This window comes from Verrucosispora sp. CNZ293 (assembly GCF_002754655.1).
This window is the reverse complement of record NZ_PEFR01000001.1, coordinates 2,030,155-2,051,073: the sequence shown is the minus strand read 5'-3', so window position 1 is coordinate 2,051,073 and position 20,919 is coordinate 2,030,155. Positions and strand designations below refer to the sequence as shown.

Here is a 20,919-nt window from a genome sequence, read left to right as displayed (position 1 = left end):
GGTCCGGCCGCGCCAACCGGTACGACCGGGGAGCCGGTGCGTCGTAGCTGGGGCTGGGGCGGCTGGCGGGCCGAGGGTCGGCGGCTGCTGGAGGTCACCGCGCTTGTCGGGCTGGTGGTCACCCAGCCGCTGCTGGACATTCTCGGCCGCAGCCCGGACTTCTTCCTGTTCCACCGGGCTGACCGGGGCGAGATCCTGCTGCTTGTGGCCCTGGTCGCGGTGCTGCCGACGGTGGCACTCGGGCTGCTGGGCCTGCTGTCCGGCCTGGCCGGAACCGTGACGCGGACGACGATCCACAGCCTGCTGCTCGGGCTGCTTGTCGCCGCGCTGGCGGTGCAGGTGGGGCGGCACACCACCGCGCTGCGGGGCGTACCGCTGCTGCTGGTGGCGCTGGCGGCGGGCGCCGCCGCAGCCGTCGCCCACCGGCGCTGGACGGCGCTCGGCGGGGTGCTGCGCCTGGCGGCCGTCGGCCCGCCGCTCTTCGTCGGGCTGTTCCTGTTCGCCTCGCCGACCGGGCCGGTGGTGCTGCCGCTCGGCGACGGCGGCGTGGCCGGTACGGCCACCGGCAACCGGCACCCGCCGGTGGTCATGCTGATCCTCGACGAGCTTCCGCTGGTCTCCCTGCTCGACTCCGCCGGTGGCGTCGACGCGACCCGGTTCCCGCACTTCGCCGAACTGGCCGCCGCCTCCACCTGGTACCGCAACGCGACAGGGGTCAGCGGGTGGACGCCCTACGCGCTGCCGGCGATGCTGACCGGCCGCTACCCGGCGGAGCCGTTCGCCCCGCACTACTCCCACTACCCGGACAACCTCTTCACCGCCTTCGGCGGGCTGTACGACATCCGCGCCGAGGAGAGCATCACCCGGCTCTGCCCACCGAGCCGCTGCGAGCAGCCGGTCACCCCGGAACAGGGGATCGGCGTGCTGGTGCGGGAGACGGCGGGGCTGCTGCGTCAGGTCACCGCACCGTACGACAGTCGGATCGACCCGGAGGACTCCTACCGCGAGCGCACCGCTGAGGAGGCCGGCATCGACGCCGCCGAGCCGGTGCCGACCGACCCGAAGTTCCGCTGGGACAGCCTCAACGTCAACCAGCCGGCCCGGTTCACCAGCTTCCTCAACGGCCTGACCCCGTCGTCGCGACCGACGCTGCACTTCCTGCACCTGCTGATGCCGCACTCGCCGTGGGCGTTCCTGCCCTCCGGGGCGCGGTACGAGGCCCCGGAGGACTTCCCCAACGAGGGCGACGGCTGGGTGGATCTGGCCCGTGCCCGGCACCTGGCCCAGCTCGGCTACACCGACCGGCTGATCGGCGAGACCATGCGTACGCTGCGCGCCAGCGGGCTGTGGGACGAGGCGCTCGTGGTGGTCACCGCCGATCACGGGGTCAGTTTCACGAAGGGCGTGCAGGGGCGCGGTGAGGACGCGATCCGGGCCGCCGCGGACGAGGTGGCCTGGGTGCCGCTGTTTGTCAAGACACCCGGCCAGCGCGGTGGGCAGGTCGACGACCGCAACTGGGCACACGTCGACCTGCTGCCGACGATTGCTGACGAGGCCGCGATCCGGCTGCCCTGGCGGGTCGACGGTCGTTCCGCCCGCCAGGCTCCCCGCACCGACGCGGGCAAGGTCTTCTACGACCGGCCGTCGCAACCGATGCCGATAAGCGGCGGGGTGCCGGCCGCGCCGCCACCGGCGGCCCCGCATCGGCTGGTCGGCACCGCCGTCGGCGCGGTGCCCACCGCCGGCAGCGCCCGGGTCGGTGGGTTGGGCGCCTTCCGGGCCGTCGATCCCGACGAGGGTGTGCTGCCCGGCATGATCTGGGGCACCGTCGACGACGACGTCGCCGACGGCACCGAACTGGCGGTGGCCGTCAACGGCACCGTCGCGGCGGTGGTCCCGGTGGTCGCACCCGATCCGGGTGGCCGGCGCTTCGCGGCGCTGCTCGCCGACGACCGGCTCTTCCGAGCCGGCGCCAACCGCCTCGACCTGTACCTGGTCGGCCAGGACGGCGGGCTGCGGCAACTGTCGATCTCCTGACCGGCGGGGCAGGCCGGCCGGCCGCACAGTTCCGCCCCTCGACCACGGTTCTCTTCGCCCGCCTGCTTGCACGCTACGTGTGCCTTTCGTACCCGTCCGTCCCGGTCGTCGGGGTTTCCCGGCGCTTCGGTCGGGAATCGGGTGACGCATGCCTCACCGCCGAACCACGAGCGGCGGTGTCGCCGCAACCGCAATTACGGTAGAAGCGAAGGCAATTCAACGTAGATCTGCCGGCGAAGCGAGGAACCACATGACGGAAGTCAAGCTCGATCACCCCGGCGGGCAGCTGTCGATGCCGGTACATTCCGCGGTCGAGGGCCCCGCCGGAATCGGTGTGGGCAAGCTGCTGAAGGAAACCGGGCTGACGACGTACGACCCGGGGTTCGTCAACACCGCCGCCTGTTCGTCCGCGATCACCTACATCGACGGTGACGCGGGAATCCTGCGTTACCGTGGCTACCCCATCGAGCAGCTGGCCGAGAAGAGCTCCTTCCTGGAGGTCTCGTACCTGCTGATCTACGGTGAGCTGCCGACCACGCAGCAGCTGACCGAGTTCACCGAGCGGATCCGCCGGCACTCGTTGCTGCACGAGGAGATGCGGCGCTTCTTCGACGGCTTCCCCCGGGAGGCCCACCCGATGGCGGTGCTCTCCTCCGCTGTCAGCGCCATCTCCACCTTCTACCAGGACAGCCTCGACCCGTTCGACGCCGAGCACGTGGAGATGTCCACGGTCCGGCTGATGGCGAAGGTGCCGACCATCGCCTCGTACGCGTACAAGAAGGCCATCGGGCAGCCGCTGCTGTACCCGGAGAACTCCCTGGGCTACGTGGAGAACTTCCTGCGGATGACGTTCGGCGTGCCGGCGGAGCCGTACGAGGTCGACCCGGTCATCGCCCGGGTGCTGGACATGCTCTTCGTGCTGCACGCCGACCACGAGCAGAACTGCTCCACCTCGACGGTGCGGCTGGTGGGCTCCAGCAACGCCAACCTGTTCGCCTCGGTCTCGGCCGGCGTCAACGCGCTGTTCGGCCCGCTGCACGGCGGCGCCAACCAGGCGGTGCTGGAGATGCTGGAGCGGATCCAGGCCGAGGGCGGCGACGTGCAGTCGTTCGTCCGGAAGGTCAAGGACCGCGAGGACGGCGTCAAGCTGATGGGCTTCGGCCACCGGGTGTACAAGAACTACGACCCGCGGGCCGCGATCGTGAAGAAGGCGGCGCAGGACGTGCTCGGTCGGATGGCCAAGCCGGATCCGCTGCTGGACATCGCGATGCAGCTGGAGGAGATCGCCCTCGCCGACGACTTCTTCGTCTCCCGGCGGCTCTACCCGAACGTGGATTTCTACACCGGCCTGATCTACAAGGCCATGGGCTTCCCGACGAAGATGTTCACGGTGCTGTTCGCGCTGGGCCGGCTGCCGGGCTGGATCGCCCAGTGGCGCGAGATGATCAACGACCCGGAGACCAAGATCGGCCGCCCGCGGCAGGTCTACACGGGTGCCGCCGAACGGGACTACCTCCCCGTCGAGCAGCGCTGACCGAGCAGCTCGACCGCAGCCCTCACGACGACGGCCGCCGCATCCGGAGCACGGGTACGGCGGCCGTCGTCGTGACCGGGGCGGGTACGCGTTCAGTGGGCCGGATGACCGTCGTCGTCCTGACCCGCGGTGGTGGGCAGGTCGCCGAGCACCTCGTTGATGACGTGGATCCGGGCGCCGCCGGCCCGGTAGTCGGCGCACACCGTCTCGGCCTGGTCGTCGAGGCGGGCGCCCTGCCCCACGCCGGTGACGGTCAGGTTGGTGCCGGCGACAGTGGTCACCGTGCCGGCGGCGACCAGGTCGGCCACCGGCCGCGCCCCGGTGACCAGGTGGTCGCGCAGCAACTCACGCAGCTCGTCGGTGTCGCGCAGGAGCAGCTCGTCGAGGTTGGTCCGGGAGAACTTGCCGGCGAACGCGTCGTCGGTGGGGGCCAGGATGGTCACCTCCCGGGTCAGCTCCTCGGCCAGGCCGGTGGCGCGTACCGCCGCCTCGAAGGTGGTGAGGACCGGAATCCACTGGAGAGCCTGGTCGGCGGGCTGGTCGGCGAGCGAGGCCGGATTGCCCGGCTCGCTGCCGGCCGGCAGCAGATCGCACAGCGGCCCGGTCACGGCGACCCCGGCCGGTCCGGCGTCGGCCACGCCCCTGTCCTTGCCGGACGTGCTGCCGAGCCCGATGAGCAGCACAGCGGCCAGGGCGGCGCCGGTGATCGGCAGGATCCGGCGCAGCGCCGGCCGTCCGGCCGCGGCGTTGGTGTCGGTCACGGTTTCTCCACTCCTGCGTCGGGGTGTACCGGCAGGCCGGGCGCGGGTCCGGCCTGCCGGTACGAGAGGGCGGGATCAGCGGGTCAGAGGCCAGCGCACTGGTTGAACCGTGGGCCACTGACCGCGTTGGTGACCTCCAGGTTCACCGGCGCGGCGGCGTTGCCGGCGCAGCCCAGCGGACCGTTCACGGTGTTGCCGGCCAGCAGCGGAGCGACGCCCGCGTTGTTGACCACGTTGACCGGGCCGCTGATCCGGTTGCCGACCAGCAGGACCGGGCCGGTCGTGCCGGTGACGTTCACCGGGCCGTTGACCGTGCCGGCGGTCAGCACGAACCCGGCCGCGCCACTGGCGTCCACCGGACCGCTTATCGAGCCGCCGTTGACGATGAGCGTGGCGCCGGGCTGGACCCGGACCGGACCCCGGACCGTGGCACCGGCGAGGCAGGCCACCCCGCTGACCGTCAACGGACCGTTGCGGGTACCGGTGAGCGTCGGCGCGACCCGTTCCCCGGCCACCAGGCCCTCGGCGGCCTGCTCGTCGAGCAGCAGCGGCACCAGCCCCCGCTCCGGCTGCGACAGCGGTACGAGGTAACCACCGGCCACCTTGATGACCTTCCAACCGTGCGCGGTGAGCCGTTGCGCCACAGTGGTCTGTCGGCCGCTCGGGCCGTCGGTACGGGCACCGTGGTACTGCTCCTCGGTGAGCTTGTACGCGCACGGCGGCTGCTCCAGGATCTGGTTATCCCCGGGGGCGTCCAGTGGTGGCGGCGTGTCACCCGGGTGCGGCGCCGGGTACGCCTCGATCGGGCGCGAGCCCCGGAAGACGATCCGGCCGGTGTTCGCGGACTGGAACCTGATCGCCTCGGCGCGGGCGGCGGTGATGTCGCCGACGTTCGCCCCGTGGTACGCGAGGAACTGGTGGAACGTCCACAGCGCCGAGTACGTCTTGCGGCGGCGGTTGTTTGCGGTGTTGCCCTCGTCCGGCCGGGTCGGTCCACCCGAGCTGCGCAGCTCCAGCAGAGAGTTGACCACGTTCTTCAGCCCGAGGGTGTTGCGCAGGATGGTCTCCTCGCTCAGCCCGACGTTGGCGCCGGTGCACCCGTACGGGCAGGCCCACCAGCCGTCCCGGGCGCCCTGGGTGTACATGTGGCCCTCGATCATGTCCTGCGACCGGTCGAAGATCCCCTGCGCCACGTTCTGGTGCCGGGGCGGCAGCATCGGCAGGTCACCGGTGTTGGCGTTGCCGTACTCGTGACCGTCGTAGCTGGCGATCGGCCGGTAGTCGCGGACCATCTCCACGAACGCCTGGGTCTCCGGCTGGCGGATCAGCGAGTAGTCCCGGTTGAGGTCCTGGCCCGTGGAGTTGCCCCGGCTGTTGGCCGCCCGGCCATCGCCGTTGATGGTCGGCACGATCAGCATGGTGGTCTTCGACAGCAGGCCGAGGGTGGCCGGGTCGTCGGTGAAGGCCAGTTGCCGGGCCATGATCAGGCAAGCCTCGCGGTCACCTGGCTCGTTGCCGTGCACGTTGCAGTTGACCGCCAGCGGGTTGGTCGCGGCGACCGCCTCCGGGGTGGCCGGTGGGGTGGGGTAGCCGATGACGAACATGTTGATCGGCCGGTCCTGCACGGTACGGCCGATCTCGACCACGCGTACCCGGTCGCTCAGCTCGTCGATCGCGGCGGTGTAGGCGTACTCGTTGACGTCGGTGGTGTACTGCGCGCCGAGCGTGTTCTCCCACTGGGTACGCAGGCTCCGACCCGGGGTGTCCGGGTCGCCCCAGTGGCCCCGGGTGGCGTCGCTGACCGGCGCGGAGTAGGGCTGCGCGGTGCTGCCGAGGCGGGCGCGGACCCGCCACTGGAACCGGTTGCCGGGGGCGAAGCCGGCGTCGGCGAAGGTCGGCGCCGAGTTGTTGATCTGACGGTTCGGTCGCCACACGCCGACGATCACCGACGCCCCGGTGGCGCTGCCGTCCTCGGCGACGGCGGTGCGCTCGATCTGGTAGTCGGTGGCCACGTCGACAGGGGTCCAGGCCAGGGTCGCGTACCCGTCGCCCTGGACGACGGTGAGGCCCTGCACCTGGTTCGGCTCCGCCTGCTGGGCCTGGGCGGGTTGTGCGGTCGCCGCGAGGGTGACGGCGAGCAGAGCGGAGAAGACACCGGCCGTTGTCCGTCTGTATCTCAAGGGGATCTCCAAACAGGAGGGATGGCTGGGTACGCACAGCACACCCGCCCTGGCCCGGCCACGGGGCCGCGAGCTGGGATTCTTGAGGATGCTCTGAGGTTGCCTCGACTGAGCGGAGAGTCAGCTCACGCGTAGGCGGTAGCCGACGCCGCGTACCGTCTCCACCAGACCCGGGTCGTCGAGCTTGCCGCGCAGCGCCGCGACGTGGACGTCCAGGTTGTGCCGGGTGGCCCAGGTGGTCTGCCAGACCTCGAGCTGCAACCGGTCCCGGGGCACCACCGTGCCGGCCTGCCGGGCCAACGCCACCAGCAGGTCGAACTCCTTGCGGGACAGGCCGACCTCGCGGTCACCCACCCGCACCCGCCGGGCGTCCACGTCGATGCGCAGCACGCCGACCCGCAACGTGGTCGCCTGCCGGACGGTACGGGCGGTACGCCGCATCACCGCCTCGATGCGCGCCTGCAACTCCACCATCGAGAACGGCTTGACCACGTAGTCGTCGGCGCCGGCCCGCAGCCCGGCCACCCGGTCGTGCTCCTCGTCCCGGGCGGTCACCGCGATGATCGCGACGCCCTCGTCGTGCTGACGGATCCGGCGGCACACCTCCAGACCGTCGCGGTCGGGCAGGTTCATGTCGAGCAGCACGAGGTCGACCGGATCAGCCTCGACCGCCTCCGCGGCCGTCACCGCCTGCACCACGTCGTGCCCCCGCCGCCGGAGCGCCGAGGCGAGCCCCGCCGAGACGCGCAGGTCGTCTTCCACCAGGAGCACCCGCACCCGCGCCCTCCTCGGACCTCACCGCCGTCGGATGCCTGCGAGTGTGTCGGATGCGAAGCGACGCTGACCAGTGCGGATACAAGATCGTAACGACAGATTGAACTGTCCGAACGGGTCTGGCGGGGGCGCGCGACCCGTGTGGACGCGGCCTGGCGCCGCTTTGCGACATTGCGGGTCAGCCGACGGCGGCCTTCAGCACCCAGGACGTGAGCCGGGGATGGCCGGGCAGTTCGGCCCGGCCGGTGCACCAGAGCAGCACGTCGACCGGATCCCCATCCGGGGCCTGCGGAAAGAGCCGGGCGAGCACCGCCGTGCACAGCGACGCCGGTGGCCGCCAGTCGATGCCGAGCCCCTGGGTGATGTCCCAGGTGTGCACGAGCGTCTCGTTGACCCCCAGCGCGGCGAAGCCACCCGGGTCGGTCGGCCCCCAGTGCCAGCCACGCGCGGTCGGTTCCGCAGCGCCGACCGCATTGCTCAGCAGCCGTCCGCAGGCCGTGACCACGGCGAGCACGTCGCGCGGCGCGGCGTCGTCCCGGACGACCAGGTCGAACGGCAGGTACGCGTCGGTCGGGCGGGCGGCGACCTGACCGGCGTACGCCAGCAGGTCGTGGGCGATGTGCACCGCCGTCGTCCAGCAACTCCACTCCAGCGTCCCCGCCCGGTGTTCCCGCCAGTCCCGGGACACGTGTGGGCTGAGCACCCGCACCATCTCGGTCACCGCCAGGTCGACGTCCGCACCGTCCATCGCAGCCATGTCCACATGCTGCCAGTCGCCCTGCCGGCCGGCGGCCCCGTCGGGTCAGGGACAGCCCTACCCGCCGGGTGAGCGGTACGGTGCCGCCCATGAGTCAGCAGGTGCAGTCCCGACCGATCTCGCTCGGCGGGCGGGTGGTGCTGGCGGGCCAACTGCTTGCGCTGACCGCCGCGCTGGTCGGCAGTTTCGGTGTGCTGCTCGCGGCGGCACTACGTGCCGGCGACCTTCGGGCTTTGCTGGACCCGGGGCTGGAACGGTTGGGCGATCCGAAGGACTCCCTGCCACCTGTGGGCCCGGACTCGGCGTGGAATCCGCTGCTCTGGGTCTTCGAACTCAGCCGTGTGGTGGCGATGCTCATCCCGCTGGTCGCCGCCGTCGCTGTGCTCCTCGGGCTGGTGTCCCTCGGTCGCACCTGGCGGGTCGGCGATCGGCCGGCGTTCCGCTGGCTCGCCGTCGGCACCGCCCTGTGGTGCGCGGCGGCGGTTCTGGCGCTGACCCCCTACGGCACCCAACTGCACCGCTGGTTGCTGGACTAGCTAGGGCCCGATCCATGAGGCCGTCGGGCGGGCGGGTCCCGGAGTTCGTGAGCGGAGGCTGTCGGTCGTGCCTGTTACCGTCCGCGATCGCCGGAGACGATCCGGCTGGCTCGTCCGACCGGCGCACGAGCTGACGGGGAAGGGGTGCCCGGAATGGGCGACGGGGAGAAGACCGCACTGTCGATGTTCCTGGAGGCGCAGCGGGCCAGCGTCCTCGCGATCATCGACGGGCTCGACGTGACAGCGCTGACCACCGCCGTGCTGCCCTCCGGGTGGACGCCGCTGGGCCTGGTGGAGCACCTCGGCTACGCCGAGCGGCACTGGTTCCAGGAGATCATGTTCGGCTCGGCCGACCCGGTGGCCTGGCCCGACGACGATCACGCCCCGCTGACCACACCCCGACCGCCGTCGGTGGTGCTGGCGTTCTACCGCGCCCAGTGCGAGCGGTCCGACGCCGTCCTCGCCGCCACGCCGCTGTCCGCGCCGGTACGCGAGCGGCACCCCGGTCCGCTCGGAGAAGAGGTCACCGACCTACGACGCGTCGTCCTGCACATGATCGAGGAGACCGCACGACACGCGGGCCATCTCGACGCGGCGCGCGAGCTGCTCGACGGCCGGACCGGCCTCGGGCCCCGATAGCCGCCACCCCGGTCAGCGCCGCCCGGCCCTCGGCCGGTCAGTCGCCCCGACCCGGCCGAGGACCGGGTCGGGGCGACTGCGAGCGCGAAGACAAGCGCGTCAACGGAAGCAGCGGTCAGCGCAGTCCGGCGACGGCGAGCAGGTTGCCCTCCGGGAGTGCCGGTAGCGCCCGCCCGTGGGCCATCTGTCGCGCCGCGCGTTCGGCGGTGAACGTCGGCGCCTGGACGATCGCCGAGGCGTACGTCGAGGCGGTGCGGCTGGCGATGGCCGCCCAGCCGTACTGGTCGTGCACCATGGCGCGGGCCCGGCGGGCCAGTGTCCGGGCGCGGTCGGCGTCGGAGAGCAGGGTGTGCACCGCGTCGGTGAGCGCGTCCGGATCGTGCGGCCGGAAGGTCACGCCGGTGACGCCCGGCTCGACGATCTCGGCCAGCCCGCCGGTCTCGGCGACCGCCAGCGGCGCACCGGCGGCGGCGCCCTCCAGGGCGACCATGCCGAACGGCTCGTAGATGCTGGGCACGGCGAGGCAGTCCGAGGCCGCCATCACCGCGGGCAGGTCGGTGCCGCCGAGGAAACCGGGCAGGCTGACCGTGCCGGCCAGGCCGAGCCGGTGCACGTGGGCCTCCAGCTCACCCCGGTACGGGCCGTCGCCGACGATCACCGCACGCAGCCCCGGGTGCCGCTCCCGCAGTCGGGGCAGCCCGGCGATCAGGTGCTGCACACCCTTCTCGTAGACCAGCCGGCCGGCGAAGGTGACGAGCGGGCCGTCCCCGGCGAACCGGGCCCGCGCCTTCGCCACGGCGGCGGCGGAGACCCGCCAGCGGTGCGGCTCGACCCCGTTGGGCACCACGTCGACCCGGCCGGTCGGCACGCCGAACAGACCGGTCACCTCGTCGCGCATGTAACCGGAGCAGACGATGACCCGGTTCGACTCGCCGCCCAGCCAGTGCTCCACCCCGTGGATGGTGCGGTTCATCTCCTCGGGCAGCCAGCCCTGGTGCCGGCCCGCCTCGGTGGCGTGGATGGTGGTGACCAGCGGCAGGTCGAGGTGGTCGCGCAGGGTCATCGCGGTGTGCGCGACGAGCCAGTCGTGGGCGTGGATCACGTCGTAGCCGCCGGTGGCGGCGGCGCGTAGCGCGGCCCGGGTGAGGGTGTGGTTGAACGCCATCGTCCAGGCCAGCAGCGAGCCGGTGGCCAGCGGGAAGGTCACCGGGTCCTCGGCGGCGCGCACGACGCGCACCCCGTCGACGTACTCCTCCAGCGGGGCGCCGTCGGCGTGGCGGGTGACGACCGTGACCTGGTGACCGGCGGCGGCCAGGGCCACCGACAGGGCGTGCACGTGCCGGCCCAGGCCGCCGACGAGCACCGGCGGGTACTCCCACGACAGCATCAGGATGCGGCGGGACTGCGACCCGGCGGTAGGGCCGGACTGGGCCGGCACCTGGGGTCGCGAGGTGAGCGTGGGGCGGTGGACGCGGTCCGAGGCGGTGGCGGTCCGTCCGCCGACCCGCAGGGTGGTCACAGTCAGTCTCCGTCCGTGCAGGAAGGAACGCGCCGGCTTCGGTGGCGGCGGAAGGGGCAGGTTGGGTTTCGGACACGCGGGAACGCGCCGGCGGTGCGAGGATCTGATGGGCGCGCGGACAACGCGCCCGCGAACAAGCAAACGTCATCGTGGCCGATCCCGCATCTCGAAGAGGGCCTCAGTGACCGACGACACCGCAGGGTTCATCTCGGCTCAGTCGGGCGGATACCGGGCATTCACCCGATCGGATGGATTGGCGGTGGACCGTGCGGGGCATTACCGCCGCGCGCATCACCGGCTCACCCCGGTTGGTGCGCTCATCGTGCGAGCGAGCTCATGACGTGTGGGCCGAAGGAGCGACATGCAGGTCTGGCCGGGCGAGCGGTATCCCCTCGGCGCCACCTACGACGGGATGGGCACCAACTTCGCGATCTTCTCGGAGGTGGCGGAGAAGATCGAACTCTGCCTCTTCGACGAGTGGGACGTGGGCCACGAGCGTCGGGTCGAGCTGCGGGAGGTCGACGCGTACGTCTGGCACGCGTACATCCCGGGCATCGGGCCGGGCCAGCGGTACGGCTACCGGGTGCACGGCCCGTACGACCCGGCAAACGGGCTGCGCTGCAACCCGGCCAAGCTGCTGATCGACCCGTACGCCAAGGCCATAGACGGGGACGTGCGGTGGGATCCGGCGGTGTACGACTACACCCACGGAGACCCTGAGCGGATCAACACCGACGACTCGGCGCCGTTCATGCCGAAGTCGGTGGTGGTGAACCCGTACTTCGACTGGGGCAACGACGCGCCGCCGCGTATCCCGTACCACCACTCGGTCATCTACGAGGCCCACGTACGCGGGCTGACCATGCGGTTGCCCGGCATCCCGGAGGAGCTGCGCGGCACGTACGCCGGCATCGCCTCACCCCCGATGATCGAGCACCTGACCCGGCTCGGCATCACCGCCATCGAGCTGATGCCGGTGCACCAGTTCGTCAACGACCACCGGCTGACCGACCTGGGGCTGCGCAACTACTGGGGTTACAACACCATCGGCTTCTTCGCCCCGCACCACGCGTACTCTGCGCTGGGTCACCTCGGCCAGCAGGTGCAGGAGTTCCGGGGCATGGTCAAGGCGCTGCACGCGGCCGGCATCGAGGTGATCCTCGACGTGGTCTACAACCACACCGCCGAGGGCAACCATCTCGGGCCGACGCTGAGCTTCAAGGGTGTCGACAACCCCAGCTACTACCGGCTGTCCGAGGAGGACAGGCGCTACTACGTCGACTACACCGGCACCGGTAACAGCCTCAACGTCCGCAGCCCCCACTCGCTGCAACTGATCATGGATTCGTTGCGGTACTGGGTGACCGAGATGCACGTCGACGGCTTCCGCTTCGACCTGGCCGCCACCCTGGCCCGGGAGTTCTACGAGGTGGACCGGCTCTCCACCTTCTTCGAGGTGGTGCAGCAGGACCCGGTGGTCAGCCGGGTGAAGCTGATCGCCGAACCATGGGATGTGGGCCCCGGCGGCTACCAGGTCGGCAACTTCCCGCCACAGTGGACCGAGTGGAACGGCAAGTACCGGGACACGGTCCGCGACTTCTGGCGCGGCGAACCGGCCACCCTCGCCGAGTTCGCCTCCCGCATCTCCGGCTCCGCCGACCTCTACCAGGACGACGGGCGCCGCCCCTTCCACAGCATCAACTTCGTCACCTGCCACGACGGGTTCACACTCAACGACCTGGTGTCGTACAACGACAAGCACAACGAGGCCAACGGCGAGGACAACCGCGACGGGGAGAGCCACAACCGTTCCTGGAACTGCGGTGTCGAGGGCGACACCGACGACCCGGGCATCCTCGGGCTGCGCGCCCGGCAGCGCCGCAACTTCATCGCCACCCTGCTGCTCTCCCAGGGCGTACCGATGATCGGCCACGGCGACGAGCTCGGCCGCACCCAACGGGGCAACAACAACGCCTACTGCCAGGACAGCGAACTGGCCTGGATCGACTGGGACAACGTCGACACCGACCTGCTCGACTTCACCCGACGGCTCGTCCAGTTCCGCCGCCAGCACCAGGTGTTCCAGCGCCGCCGCTTCTTCAGCGGCCTGCCGGTGCACGGCCGCGAGGTCGACGAGCCGCTACCGGACCTGGCCTGGTACACCCCCGACGGCCGGGAGATGGCCGGCGAGGACTGGGGCAACGACTTCGGGCGCTCGGTGGCGCTCTTCGTCAACGGCGAGGGCATCCGGGAACGCGGCCAGTACGGCCAACGCCACCACGACGCCTCCTTCTGGCTCTGCTTCAACGCCCACGACGCGCCGCTGGACTTCACCCTCCCGCCGGCCGAGTTCGGCCAACGCTGGGAACTGGTGATCAGCACCGCCGAACCGGACCAGGACAAGGGCACCACAGTGGAGGCCGGCGGCACGCTCTGCGTACCGGACCGCTCCCTGGTGGTGCTGGAGAGGGTGGCCTGACATGCCCGCGAAGCCCGTCGCCGCCACCTACCGGGTGCAGGTGCGCCCCGGCTTCGACCTGGACACCACCGCCGGTCTCGCCGGCTACCTCGCCGACCTCGGCGTCACCCACCTCTACAGCGCGCCGCTGCTGGCCGCCGCCCCGGGCAGCGCGCACGGCTACGACGTGGTGGACCACCGGCAGGTCAACCCGGAGATCGGCGGCGAGGCCGGCCGGCAGCGGCTGCTGCGGGCGCTGCGGGACGCCGGCCTCGGCCTGGTCGTGGACATCGTCCCCAACCACGCCGGAGTGGCCGTGCCGGCGGCCAACCCGGCCTGGTGGGACGTGCTGCGTCGCGGGCGGGAATCGGCGTACGCCGGCTGGTTCGACATCGACTGGCAGCGGGGGCGGCTGCTGCTGCCGGTGCTCGCCGACACCCCCGACGCCCTCGACGACCTCAAGATCGCTGACGGGGAGCTGCGCTACCACGAGCACCGCTTCCCGATCGCCGACGGCACCGGCGACGGCAGCGCCCGCGAGGTGCACGACCGGCAGCACTACGAGCTGGTGTCCTGGCGACGCGGCGACGCCGAACTGACGTACCGCAGGTTCTTCGCCGTCTCCAGCCTGGCCGGGCTGCGGGTGGAGGACCCGGAGGTGTTCGCCGCCACTCACGAGCTGATCCTGGCCTGGGCGGCGGCCGGCGAGGTCGACGGCATCCGGGTCGACCACCCCGACGGGCTGCGCGACCCCGCCGGCTACCTGGCCCGGTTGCGCGAGGCCGCCCCCGACGCCTGGCTGATCGTGGAGAAGATCCTGGAGTACGGCGAGGAACTGCCGGCCTGGCCGGTGGACGGCACCACCGGTTACGACGCGCTCAACGCCGTCGGTGGGCTCTTCGTCGACGGCGACACCGAGGCCGACTTCACCGCCCTGGACACCCGCCTCGCCGGCCGGGCCACCTCCTGGGCCGACCTGACCCACGACACGAAACTCGGTGCCGCGACCCGGCTGCTGGCCGCCGAGCTGACCCGGCTGGCCGCGCTCGCCCCCGACGTCGACCCGGACGCGGCCCGCGCCGCCCTGGCCGAACTGGCCGCCGCCTTCGCCGTCTACCGCGGTTACCCGCCCGACGGGGCCCGGCACCTGGCCAACGCCCGCGCCGAGGCCGGCCGCCGCCGCACCGACCTGACCGGCGCATTGGACGCGGTCACCCGGCGGCTCCGCGACCCCGACGACGAACTGGCCCGCCGCTTCCCGCAGTTCACCGGCGCGGTGATGGCCAAGGGCGTCGAGGACACCGCCTACTACCGGTGGAGCCGGTTCATCGCGCTCAACGAGGTCGGCGGCAGCCCCACCCACTTCGGCACCCGGCCCGGCCGGTTCCACCGCTTCGCCGCCGCCCGGCACGAGCGCTGGCCGGCGAGCATGACCACCCTGTCGACCCACGACACGAAACGGGGCGAGGACGTCCGCGCCCGCCTCGCCGTACTCGCCGAGCTGCCGCAGCGTTGGGCCGACCTGGTCAGCCGTTGGATGGCCGCGGTGCCGCTGCCCGACGCCGCCCTGGCGCACCTGCTGTGGCAGACCGCCGTCGGCGCCTGGCCCGTCGAGCGCGAGCGTCTGCACGCGTACGCGGAGAAGGCCGCCCGGGAGGCGGCGGCCTCGACCAGTTGGACGGACCCCGACCCGGACTTCGAGCGGGCCATGCACGTCCTTGTCGACGCCATGTACGACGACCCGGCCGTCACCACGGAGCTTGCCGCCTTCGCCGCCGAGATCACCCCGCCCGGCTGGTCGAATTCGCTGGGGCAGAAACTCGTGCAACTGGCCATGCCCGGGGTGCCCGACACCTACCAGGGCACCGAGCTGTGGGACAACTCCCTCGTCGATCCCGACAACCGCCGCCCTGTCGACTTCGGTGTACGCCGGGAACTGCTGGCCCGGCTCGACGCCGGCTGGCAGCCGACGGTGGACGAGACCGGCGCGGCGAAGCTGCTCGTGGTGTCGCGGACCCTGCGCGCGCGCCGCGACCACCCGGAGCTGTTCGGCGACTACCAGCCGCTCATCGTGCACGGTCCGGCGGCCCGGCACGCGGTGGCCTTCGACCGGGGCGGCGCGGTCGCCGTGGCCACCCGGCTGCCGCTGCGCCTGGCCGCGGCCGGTGGTTGGCGGGACAGCACCCTGTCACTACCCGTTAAAGAGATGTCGTGTCTGTTCACCGGTCGGGTCTACAGTGGCTCTCAGGTCCGCCTGGCCGAGCTGTTGGCCACCTATCCCGTCGCGCTGCTGGTGCCCACCACCTGACCCGGGAGGCTGCGTCATGACCGAGTTCACCGTCTGGGCGCCCGAGGCGAAACGGGTACGGCTGCACCTGCCCGGTGCCGCCGACCACGAGATGCGGGCCGGCCGGGACGGCTGGTGGCGGGTCGAGGTGCCCGAGCCCGGCACCGACTACGCGTTCCTGCTCGACGACGACGACCAGCCGCTGCCCGACCCCCGGTCGGCGTGGCAGCCGTCCGGCGTGCACGGGCCCAGCCGGGTCTACGACCATGCGGCCTTCCGCTGGACGGATGGCTCCTGGACCGGCCGGCAACTGCCCGGCAGCATCCTCTACGAGCTGCACGTCGGCACCTTCACCCCGGAAGGCACCTTCGACGCCGCCATCGGCAAACTCGACCACCTGGTCGAGCTGGGCGTCGACCTGATCGAGCTGCTGCCGGTGAACGCCTTCAACGGTGAACACAACTGGGGTTACGACGGCGTCTGCTGGTACGCCCCGCACGAACCCTACGGCGGACCGGACGGCCTGAAACGTTTCGTGGACGCCGCCCACGCCAAGGGGTTGGGGGTGATCCTCGACGTCGTCTACAACCATTTCGGGCCCTCCGGGGCCTACGCGCCGAAGTTCGCGCCCTATGTGGGGGAGCGGCACACCCCCTGGGGGCAGGCGGTCAACCTGGACGGCCCGCACTCCGACGGGGTACGCCGCTTCATCATCGACAGCATCCTCATGTGGCTGCGCGACTACCACGTCGACGGGCTGCGCCTGGACGCCGTGCACGCGATGCCCGACACCCGCGCCGTGCACCTGCTGGAAGAGATCACCGTCGAGGTCGAGAGCCTCTCGACGCACCTCGGCCGGCCGCTGTCCCTGATCGCCGAATCCGACCTCAACGACCCCCGGCTGATCACCCCCCGGGAGGCTGGCGGCCACGGCCTGGACGCCCAGTGGAACGACGACGCCCACCACGCCCTGCACACCCTGCTCACCGGGGAACGACAGGGCTACTACGGCGACTTCGGCACCATGGAATGCCTGGTGGAGGTGCTCACCGGCGGTTTCTTCCACACCGGCACCTGGTCCAGCTTCCGCAGCCGCCAACACGGCCGCCCGGTCGACCCGCGCACCCCAGGCCACCGCTTCGTCGCGTACCTCCAGAACCACGACCAGATCGGCAACCGCGCCCTTGGTGATCGCCTCTCCGCCTCGCTGTCGCCCGGGCTGCTGCGGGTGGGGGCTGTCCTGCTGCTGACGGCACCCTTCACCCCGATGCTGTTCATGGGGGAGGAGTGGGCAGCCGCCACACCCTGGCAGTACTTCACCTCCCACCCGGAACCGGAACTGGCCACCGCCGTGGTCACCGGTCGTCGTGCGGAGTTCGCCGCCCACGGCTGGCCACCCGGCGACGTGCCGGACCCGCAGGACCAGCAGACCTTCCTCCGCTCCCGGCTCGACTGGGCCGAGCTGGACAAACCCGAACACCGCGAGATGTACGACTTCTACCGCCGCCTGATCGCGCTCCGCAAGTCCCGCCCGGAGCTGTCGGATCCACACCTGTTCGCGGTGGACGTACGCCACGGCGACCAGTTCCTGGTGATGCGCCGGGGTGGCTGCCTGGTCGCGGCGAACCTGGCCGGCAAGCCCCAGCGGGTGACCCTGCCCGGGGTAGCGCGGCGGGTGCTGCTGGCCACGGGGGACGGCGTCACAGTGATGCGCGACCGCATCGAACTACCAGCGGAAACGGCAGCGATCGTGGCCCTCTGAGTCGAAAATCCAGACTGAGTTGTGGGCGGAGAACTGAATGCAATCTTCGCTATCCGCTCTGCAATTGCCCCTAGCGGTACAGCAGGCACATGCTTGCCTGGAACGCTACTGACGTTCGCCAACCAGGGATTCTGTCAGCATCCGACACTTGTCTAGTGCGCTGCGGCGGATTACGGTGACGTGCCGGATTCGTATAGTCAGGTCGCCAGGAAGTCATCACGTTGTCGCATACTCCTGCGATTCGATGCCCCGGTTAATTGAATTGAAGGCGGGCATATCTCGTCCATGATGCCGTGGAGGTTAATGCATGAGCAAGCTGCACGTCCGCCATGTACGCGAGGCGTTGGAGCGTTCATATGCCGATTTAATCGACTTCTCGGACGTTGGCGATGCTTCGAGCGCACACAAGGCCAAGCTCTTTCTAACTCGGGCCCTAGCTGCCTTCGCAATCCAGCGCTTGACGAATCTAAATCCGAGCGAAGCAGCCGGAACCGTTGTGGATGGGAGCAACGATAATGGTATCGACGCAATCTACATCGATCAGGCGCGAGCGCGGATAGTTCTTGTTCAGGCTAAATGGGACGGTAATGGAACCGGCACCATCGGGTTGGGTGACTCTCGGAATTTTATCGCAGGATTCCGTGACCTTACTAACGAGCTTTTCGATCGTTTCAATGACAAGATTCGCGCTAGGCGATCGGAAATCACTGAGGCCCTGAGCGACTATGACATCAAATTCACTCTCGCTGTCGTCACAACTGGGTCAACTGATTTGGCGAGGCCAGTTCAAGAAGTATTTGATGACTTTTTGCAAGAATTGAACTACGGTAATGAAACATTTGCGGAGGTGGAGGTTGTTGGATTACGGGACCTTCATGCGGCAATTGCTCAGGGGACATCGGGGGGGAGCATTGACCTCGACGTTGTGCTTGAAAGCTGGGGCACCATAGGTGAGCCGTACGAAGCCTATTACGGCATTGTTGGCGCGCCGATAGTCGGCGAGTGGTATGACCGGTACGGAGACCGACTGTTCGCTAAGAATCTTCGCAACGCCCTGGGTAACACTCTCGTCAACTCGAGTCTCATAGAAACCCTCACTGCGGAAACTGATCACTTCTGGTACTTCAACAACGGCGTCACTGTTCTGTGCGATAAGGTCCGGAAAAATCAGCGAGGAGCCAATACTCGGAACTTCGGCCACTTCTCGCTAACGGGAGCAAGTGAGCCATTTTCATCGTGAGTAGCGGGCGTCTTCGGCGGCTTGGAGCACGAGGATGGCCTGGACGATCGGGGTGGCTCGGCGGGGGCAGCAGCGGAGCTTCGTCAGGATTTTCCAGGTCTTGAGGGTGGCCACGGCGCGTTCGCCGAGGGCTCGGATCTTGGCGTGGTGCCGGTTCACGGACTTCTGCCGGCGGGACAGGCGGGTGCGGCGGCGTTTGAACGGGGTCCAGATGGTGCCGCGGGCGCCTTGATAGCCCTTGTCCGCGAAGGTCAGCACGTTCGCGCTGGTCAGCGCGTCGATCAGGCCGTGGGTGCGGCCGGCGGTCAGGTCGTGCACCGAGCCGGGCAGCGCGGCCGAGGCCCAGACCAGCCGCCCGGCCGCATCGGCGAGGACCTGCACGTTCACGCCGTGGCGCTTGTGCTTGCCCGAGTAGTAGGGCCGCTGGTCGGCGACTCGGTCGATCGGGATCAGCGTGCCGTCGAGGATCGCGTACGCCAACCGGGCAGCCCGGCGCATGACCGCGGTGAGGTCGTCGGCGCAGCCGGCGAGCAGGTCGACGGCCTCGCGCAGGTAGCGCCACACGGTGGTCACCGACACGGCGAAGCCGGCCGCGAGGCGGGTGAGGGTGTCACCGTTGCGCAGGTGGGCCAGGGCCATCAACGCCTGCTGCTGCGCGGGCAGCCTCCGCCAACGACCGCCAAGCACGCGGCGCCGGTCGCGGATCAGCTCGGTCAGGCGGGTCAGGCTGCGCGTGGACAGCGGGATGCTGGCAGGATAGGTCAGCAACGAAGCTCCCGTACTGGGCGGTCGTTCTTGGTCGACTGCTGTCCTACCGGGAGCTTCGTCCTATCTGGAGCAACGACACGCCGCTGCGTACCTGCTCAGGCCCCTCTGATCACGATGAAAATGGCTCAGTGTTGTCAATGGCGCGCAAACGGTCGCCAGTATTAGCAATGCGCTGCGGCTGGCGGGGGATAAACTTGAGAGCGCAAGAGTTTGGGTGAGGTTCATATCGCTCGAAGGTTGCCCGTCAGACTTTGCAACCGCCGTGACGAGGGCTACCAATACGCAAAATACTGTAGAAGGCAGGGACTTTGTAGCGCTAGATCCAGAGCAGGGCCGGCTTAGGACCGAGATGCTCTTGTCGCTGCAGAAGTCCTACGCCATTAAGAGGGGCGATCAACCCCCTACGCAAGCAACGGGTTGTACCATTACGGATGCAACCGTTGCCTTAGCCTGCGCCTCGCGGGATCCCAATTTGGCTGTGCAGGCGAAAAGTACTATCGGCCGGCTTTGGGAATATACTGACAGGCCTCCTTATACCGCGCTTTTTAACTCCAGCGTGACTGCTTATAAGGTTTGGCGTGCTGTAGAGGTGCTGCGGGCGGTAGATGTAGCACTTACCGCAGAGAAGCACATTCGAGAGGGCCGTGCACGTGCCATTGCAGTCCAGGGAAATCGGATAGTAGCGCACCTCGTTTTCCGTATGATTGACATGTCGCGCATCGACAGTCCGGATGAGCCATGGGACAAGCAGTTGGGATCTGTTCCTGACCTGACACGCACCGTTCTTGATCTGTTGACGAATCACGTCGAGGAGGTCTATGGAAACAACTATATAACCAGCCTTTTCAAGAATGCGACTAGATGCCGAGATTTGGTTGCTCGCGTGCGTCACGAGCTGTCACATGTAGACGAGTAAAACTCCCACGTCTGAGAATGCGACTAACCGCCGGCCTGGCTTAAGAGCCCAGCCCAGTCCGCTTCGCGCAAGTGCCGCTGCGCCGGTGGCACCGGGCTACTGGTCGTACCGCCAAACGTACGAGTGGTGTCGCTTTTGGTGGCGAATCGTTTCTATTAGGAGGCACCCGGCGTGCCAGGCGAAAGGATGACTGAGCGTTCTGCGGTTGAAAGTGCGTATCGGCAACGGGCTGAGGGCGACTTGCGTCTAATAGGGTGCCGGAAGTAATGCTGTTGGCGAAATTGCCCGGCAGTGGGGTCGTGCCTTGGCTTGGGCCGCCGTGCCGCTGGATTAAGCTGTTGAAGATTCTTTCGAACGGTCCGCAATTATGTCTGCCTGAATAACTAACGAGCAGCAGTTCGCCAAGTTCCGCTCAAACTGCTTCTGACCGGATCGGGACGTTATCCGAACTCATTGGTTGGAACCTGTGGTGGGCCGCTGCTATTCGGTTACGAAGACGCCTACGCCCGGCAGAGTCTCGGTCATGCCCTTGATCCGCAGCACCTGCATGGCGCGGTCGATCACCGGCTCGGTGACGCCGTAGTGCTCGATCAACTCGCGTCGGCTGGGCAACTTCGAGCCGGGTGGGAACTCGCCGGAGGCGATGCGTTCGGCGAGGTTGTCGGCGATCTGTTCGTAGCGGTAACGCGGCGGCACGGTCTTCCCCTCGGTTGGCAACACGAGTAGACCACCTACGTCAGCCCTTGACTAC

The 20,919-nt window shown here is 69.4% G+C and carries 15 protein-coding genes and 1 pseudogene; 9 read left to right on the top strand and 7 right to left on the bottom strand.

All coding sequences use genetic code 11. From position 1 onward, the window contains the following. Nucleotides 1–36: 36 nt before the first annotated feature. Both CLT74_RS09370 and CLT74_RS09365 read left to right on the top strand, forming a co-directional pair. A complete protein-coding gene (locus CLT74_RS09370; RefSeq protein ID WP_486582712.1) occupies nucleotides 37–2,037 on the top strand; it encodes a sulfatase-like hydrolase/transferase in 2,001 nt (666 codons plus the stop codon). A gap of 250 nt (nucleotides 2,038–2,287) precedes the next feature. After that, entirely contained in the window at nucleotides 2,288–3,571 is a 1,284-nt protein-coding gene (locus CLT74_RS09365; protein WP_099846194.1) for a citrate synthase, read from the top strand. A 92-nt stretch (nucleotides 3,572–3,663) separates the two neighbouring features. On the opposite strand, the gene CLT74_RS09360 is transcribed toward CLT74_RS09365, so the two are convergent. The 4 genes from CLT74_RS09360 to CLT74_RS09345 form a co-directional block, all read right to left on the bottom strand. Further along, nucleotides 3,664–4,332, bottom strand: coding sequence for a fasciclin domain-containing protein (locus tag CLT74_RS09360; protein ID WP_099846193.1), 669 nt, complete (start codon nucleotides 4,330–4,332; stop codon nucleotides 3,664–3,666). A gap of 83 nt (nucleotides 4,333–4,415) precedes the next feature. Beyond that, nucleotides 4,416–6,512, bottom strand: coding sequence for a M14 family zinc carboxypeptidase (locus tag CLT74_RS09355; RefSeq protein WP_486582184.1), 2,097 nt, complete (start codon nucleotides 6,510–6,512; stop codon nucleotides 4,416–4,418). Between the two features lie 120 nt (nucleotides 6,513–6,632). Next, a complete protein-coding gene (locus CLT74_RS09350; RefSeq protein WP_099846192.1) occupies nucleotides 6,633–7,289 on the bottom strand; it encodes a response regulator transcription factor in 657 nt (218 codons plus the stop codon). A 175-nt stretch (nucleotides 7,290–7,464) separates the two neighbouring features. After that, entirely contained in the window at nucleotides 7,465–8,034 is a 570-nt protein-coding gene (locus tag CLT74_RS09345) for a hypothetical protein (RefSeq protein WP_099846191.1), read from the bottom strand. Between the two features lie 98 nt (nucleotides 8,035–8,132). On the opposite strand from CLT74_RS09345, the gene CLT74_RS09340 reads away from it, so the two are divergent. Further along, nucleotides 8,133–8,579: a hypothetical protein gene (locus CLT74_RS09340; protein ID WP_099846190.1), complete on the top strand. Its 447-nt coding sequence runs from the start codon at nucleotides 8,133–8,135 to the stop codon at nucleotides 8,577–8,579. A 153-nt stretch (nucleotides 8,580–8,732) separates the two neighbouring features. After that, nucleotides 8,733–9,218 (top strand): DinB family protein, encoded by a 486-nt coding sequence (locus CLT74_RS09335; RefSeq protein WP_199172150.1) that lies wholly within the window; start codon nucleotides 8,733–8,735, stop codon nucleotides 9,216–9,218. A gap of 115 nt (nucleotides 9,219–9,333) precedes the next feature. Here the strand turns inward: CLT74_RS09335 and CLT74_RS09330 are convergent, their stop codons facing one another. Continuing rightward, on the bottom strand, nucleotides 9,334–10,737 hold the full coding sequence (locus CLT74_RS09330; protein ID WP_099846189.1) for a glycosyltransferase family 4 protein: 1,404 nt from the start codon (nucleotides 10,735–10,737) through the stop codon (nucleotides 9,334–9,336). A gap of 361 nt (nucleotides 10,738–11,098) precedes the next feature. On the opposite strand from CLT74_RS09330, the gene glgX reads away from it, so the two are divergent. From glgX to CLT74_RS09310, 4 genes are all read left to right on the top strand, one after another. Continuing rightward, a complete protein-coding gene (glgX, locus tag CLT74_RS09325; protein WP_099846188.1) occupies nucleotides 11,099–13,216 on the top strand; it encodes a glycogen debranching protein GlgX in 2,118 nt (705 codons plus the stop codon). 1 nt (nucleotide 13,217) lies between these two features. Further along, nucleotides 13,218–15,503 carry a malto-oligosyltrehalose synthase gene (gene treY / locus CLT74_RS09320; protein WP_099846187.1) on the top strand — a complete coding sequence of 762 codons (2,286 nt, stop codon included), beginning with the start codon at nucleotides 13,218–13,220 and terminating at the stop codon, nucleotides 15,501–15,503. 16 nt (nucleotides 15,504–15,519) lie between these two features. Then, on the top strand, nucleotides 15,520–17,244 hold the full coding sequence (gene treZ, locus CLT74_RS09315; protein ID WP_099846186.1) for a malto-oligosyltrehalose trehalohydrolase: 1,725 nt from the start codon (nucleotides 15,520–15,522) through the stop codon (nucleotides 17,242–17,244). A 307-nt stretch (nucleotides 17,245–17,551) separates the two neighbouring features. After that, nucleotides 17,552–18,484 carry an AIPR family protein gene (locus tag CLT74_RS09310; protein ID WP_099846185.1) on the top strand — a complete coding sequence of 311 codons (933 nt, stop codon included), beginning with the start codon at nucleotides 17,552–17,554 and terminating at the stop codon, nucleotides 18,482–18,484. On the opposite strand, the gene CLT74_RS09305 is transcribed toward CLT74_RS09310, so the two are convergent. Further along, nucleotides 18,476–19,252 carry a transposase family protein gene (locus tag CLT74_RS09305; protein ID WP_099845186.1) on the bottom strand — a complete coding sequence of 259 codons (777 nt, stop codon included), beginning with the start codon at nucleotides 19,250–19,252 and terminating at the stop codon, nucleotides 18,476–18,478. The genes CLT74_RS09310 and CLT74_RS09305 overlap by 9 nt on opposite strands. 136 nt (nucleotides 19,253–19,388) lie before the next feature. On the opposite strand from CLT74_RS09305, the pseudogene CLT74_RS09300 reads away from it, so the two are divergent. Then, nucleotides 19,389–20,168: pseudogene (locus tag CLT74_RS09300) on the top strand (AIPR family protein); the annotation flags it as partial. A 480-nt stretch (nucleotides 20,169–20,648) separates the two neighbouring features. On the opposite strand, the gene CLT74_RS09295 reads toward CLT74_RS09300, so the two are convergent. Then, nucleotides 20,649–20,888, bottom strand: coding sequence for a GntR family transcriptional regulator (locus tag CLT74_RS09295; protein WP_099846183.1), 240 nt, complete (start codon nucleotides 20,886–20,888; stop codon nucleotides 20,649–20,651). Nucleotides 20,889–20,919 lie beyond the last annotated feature (31 nt).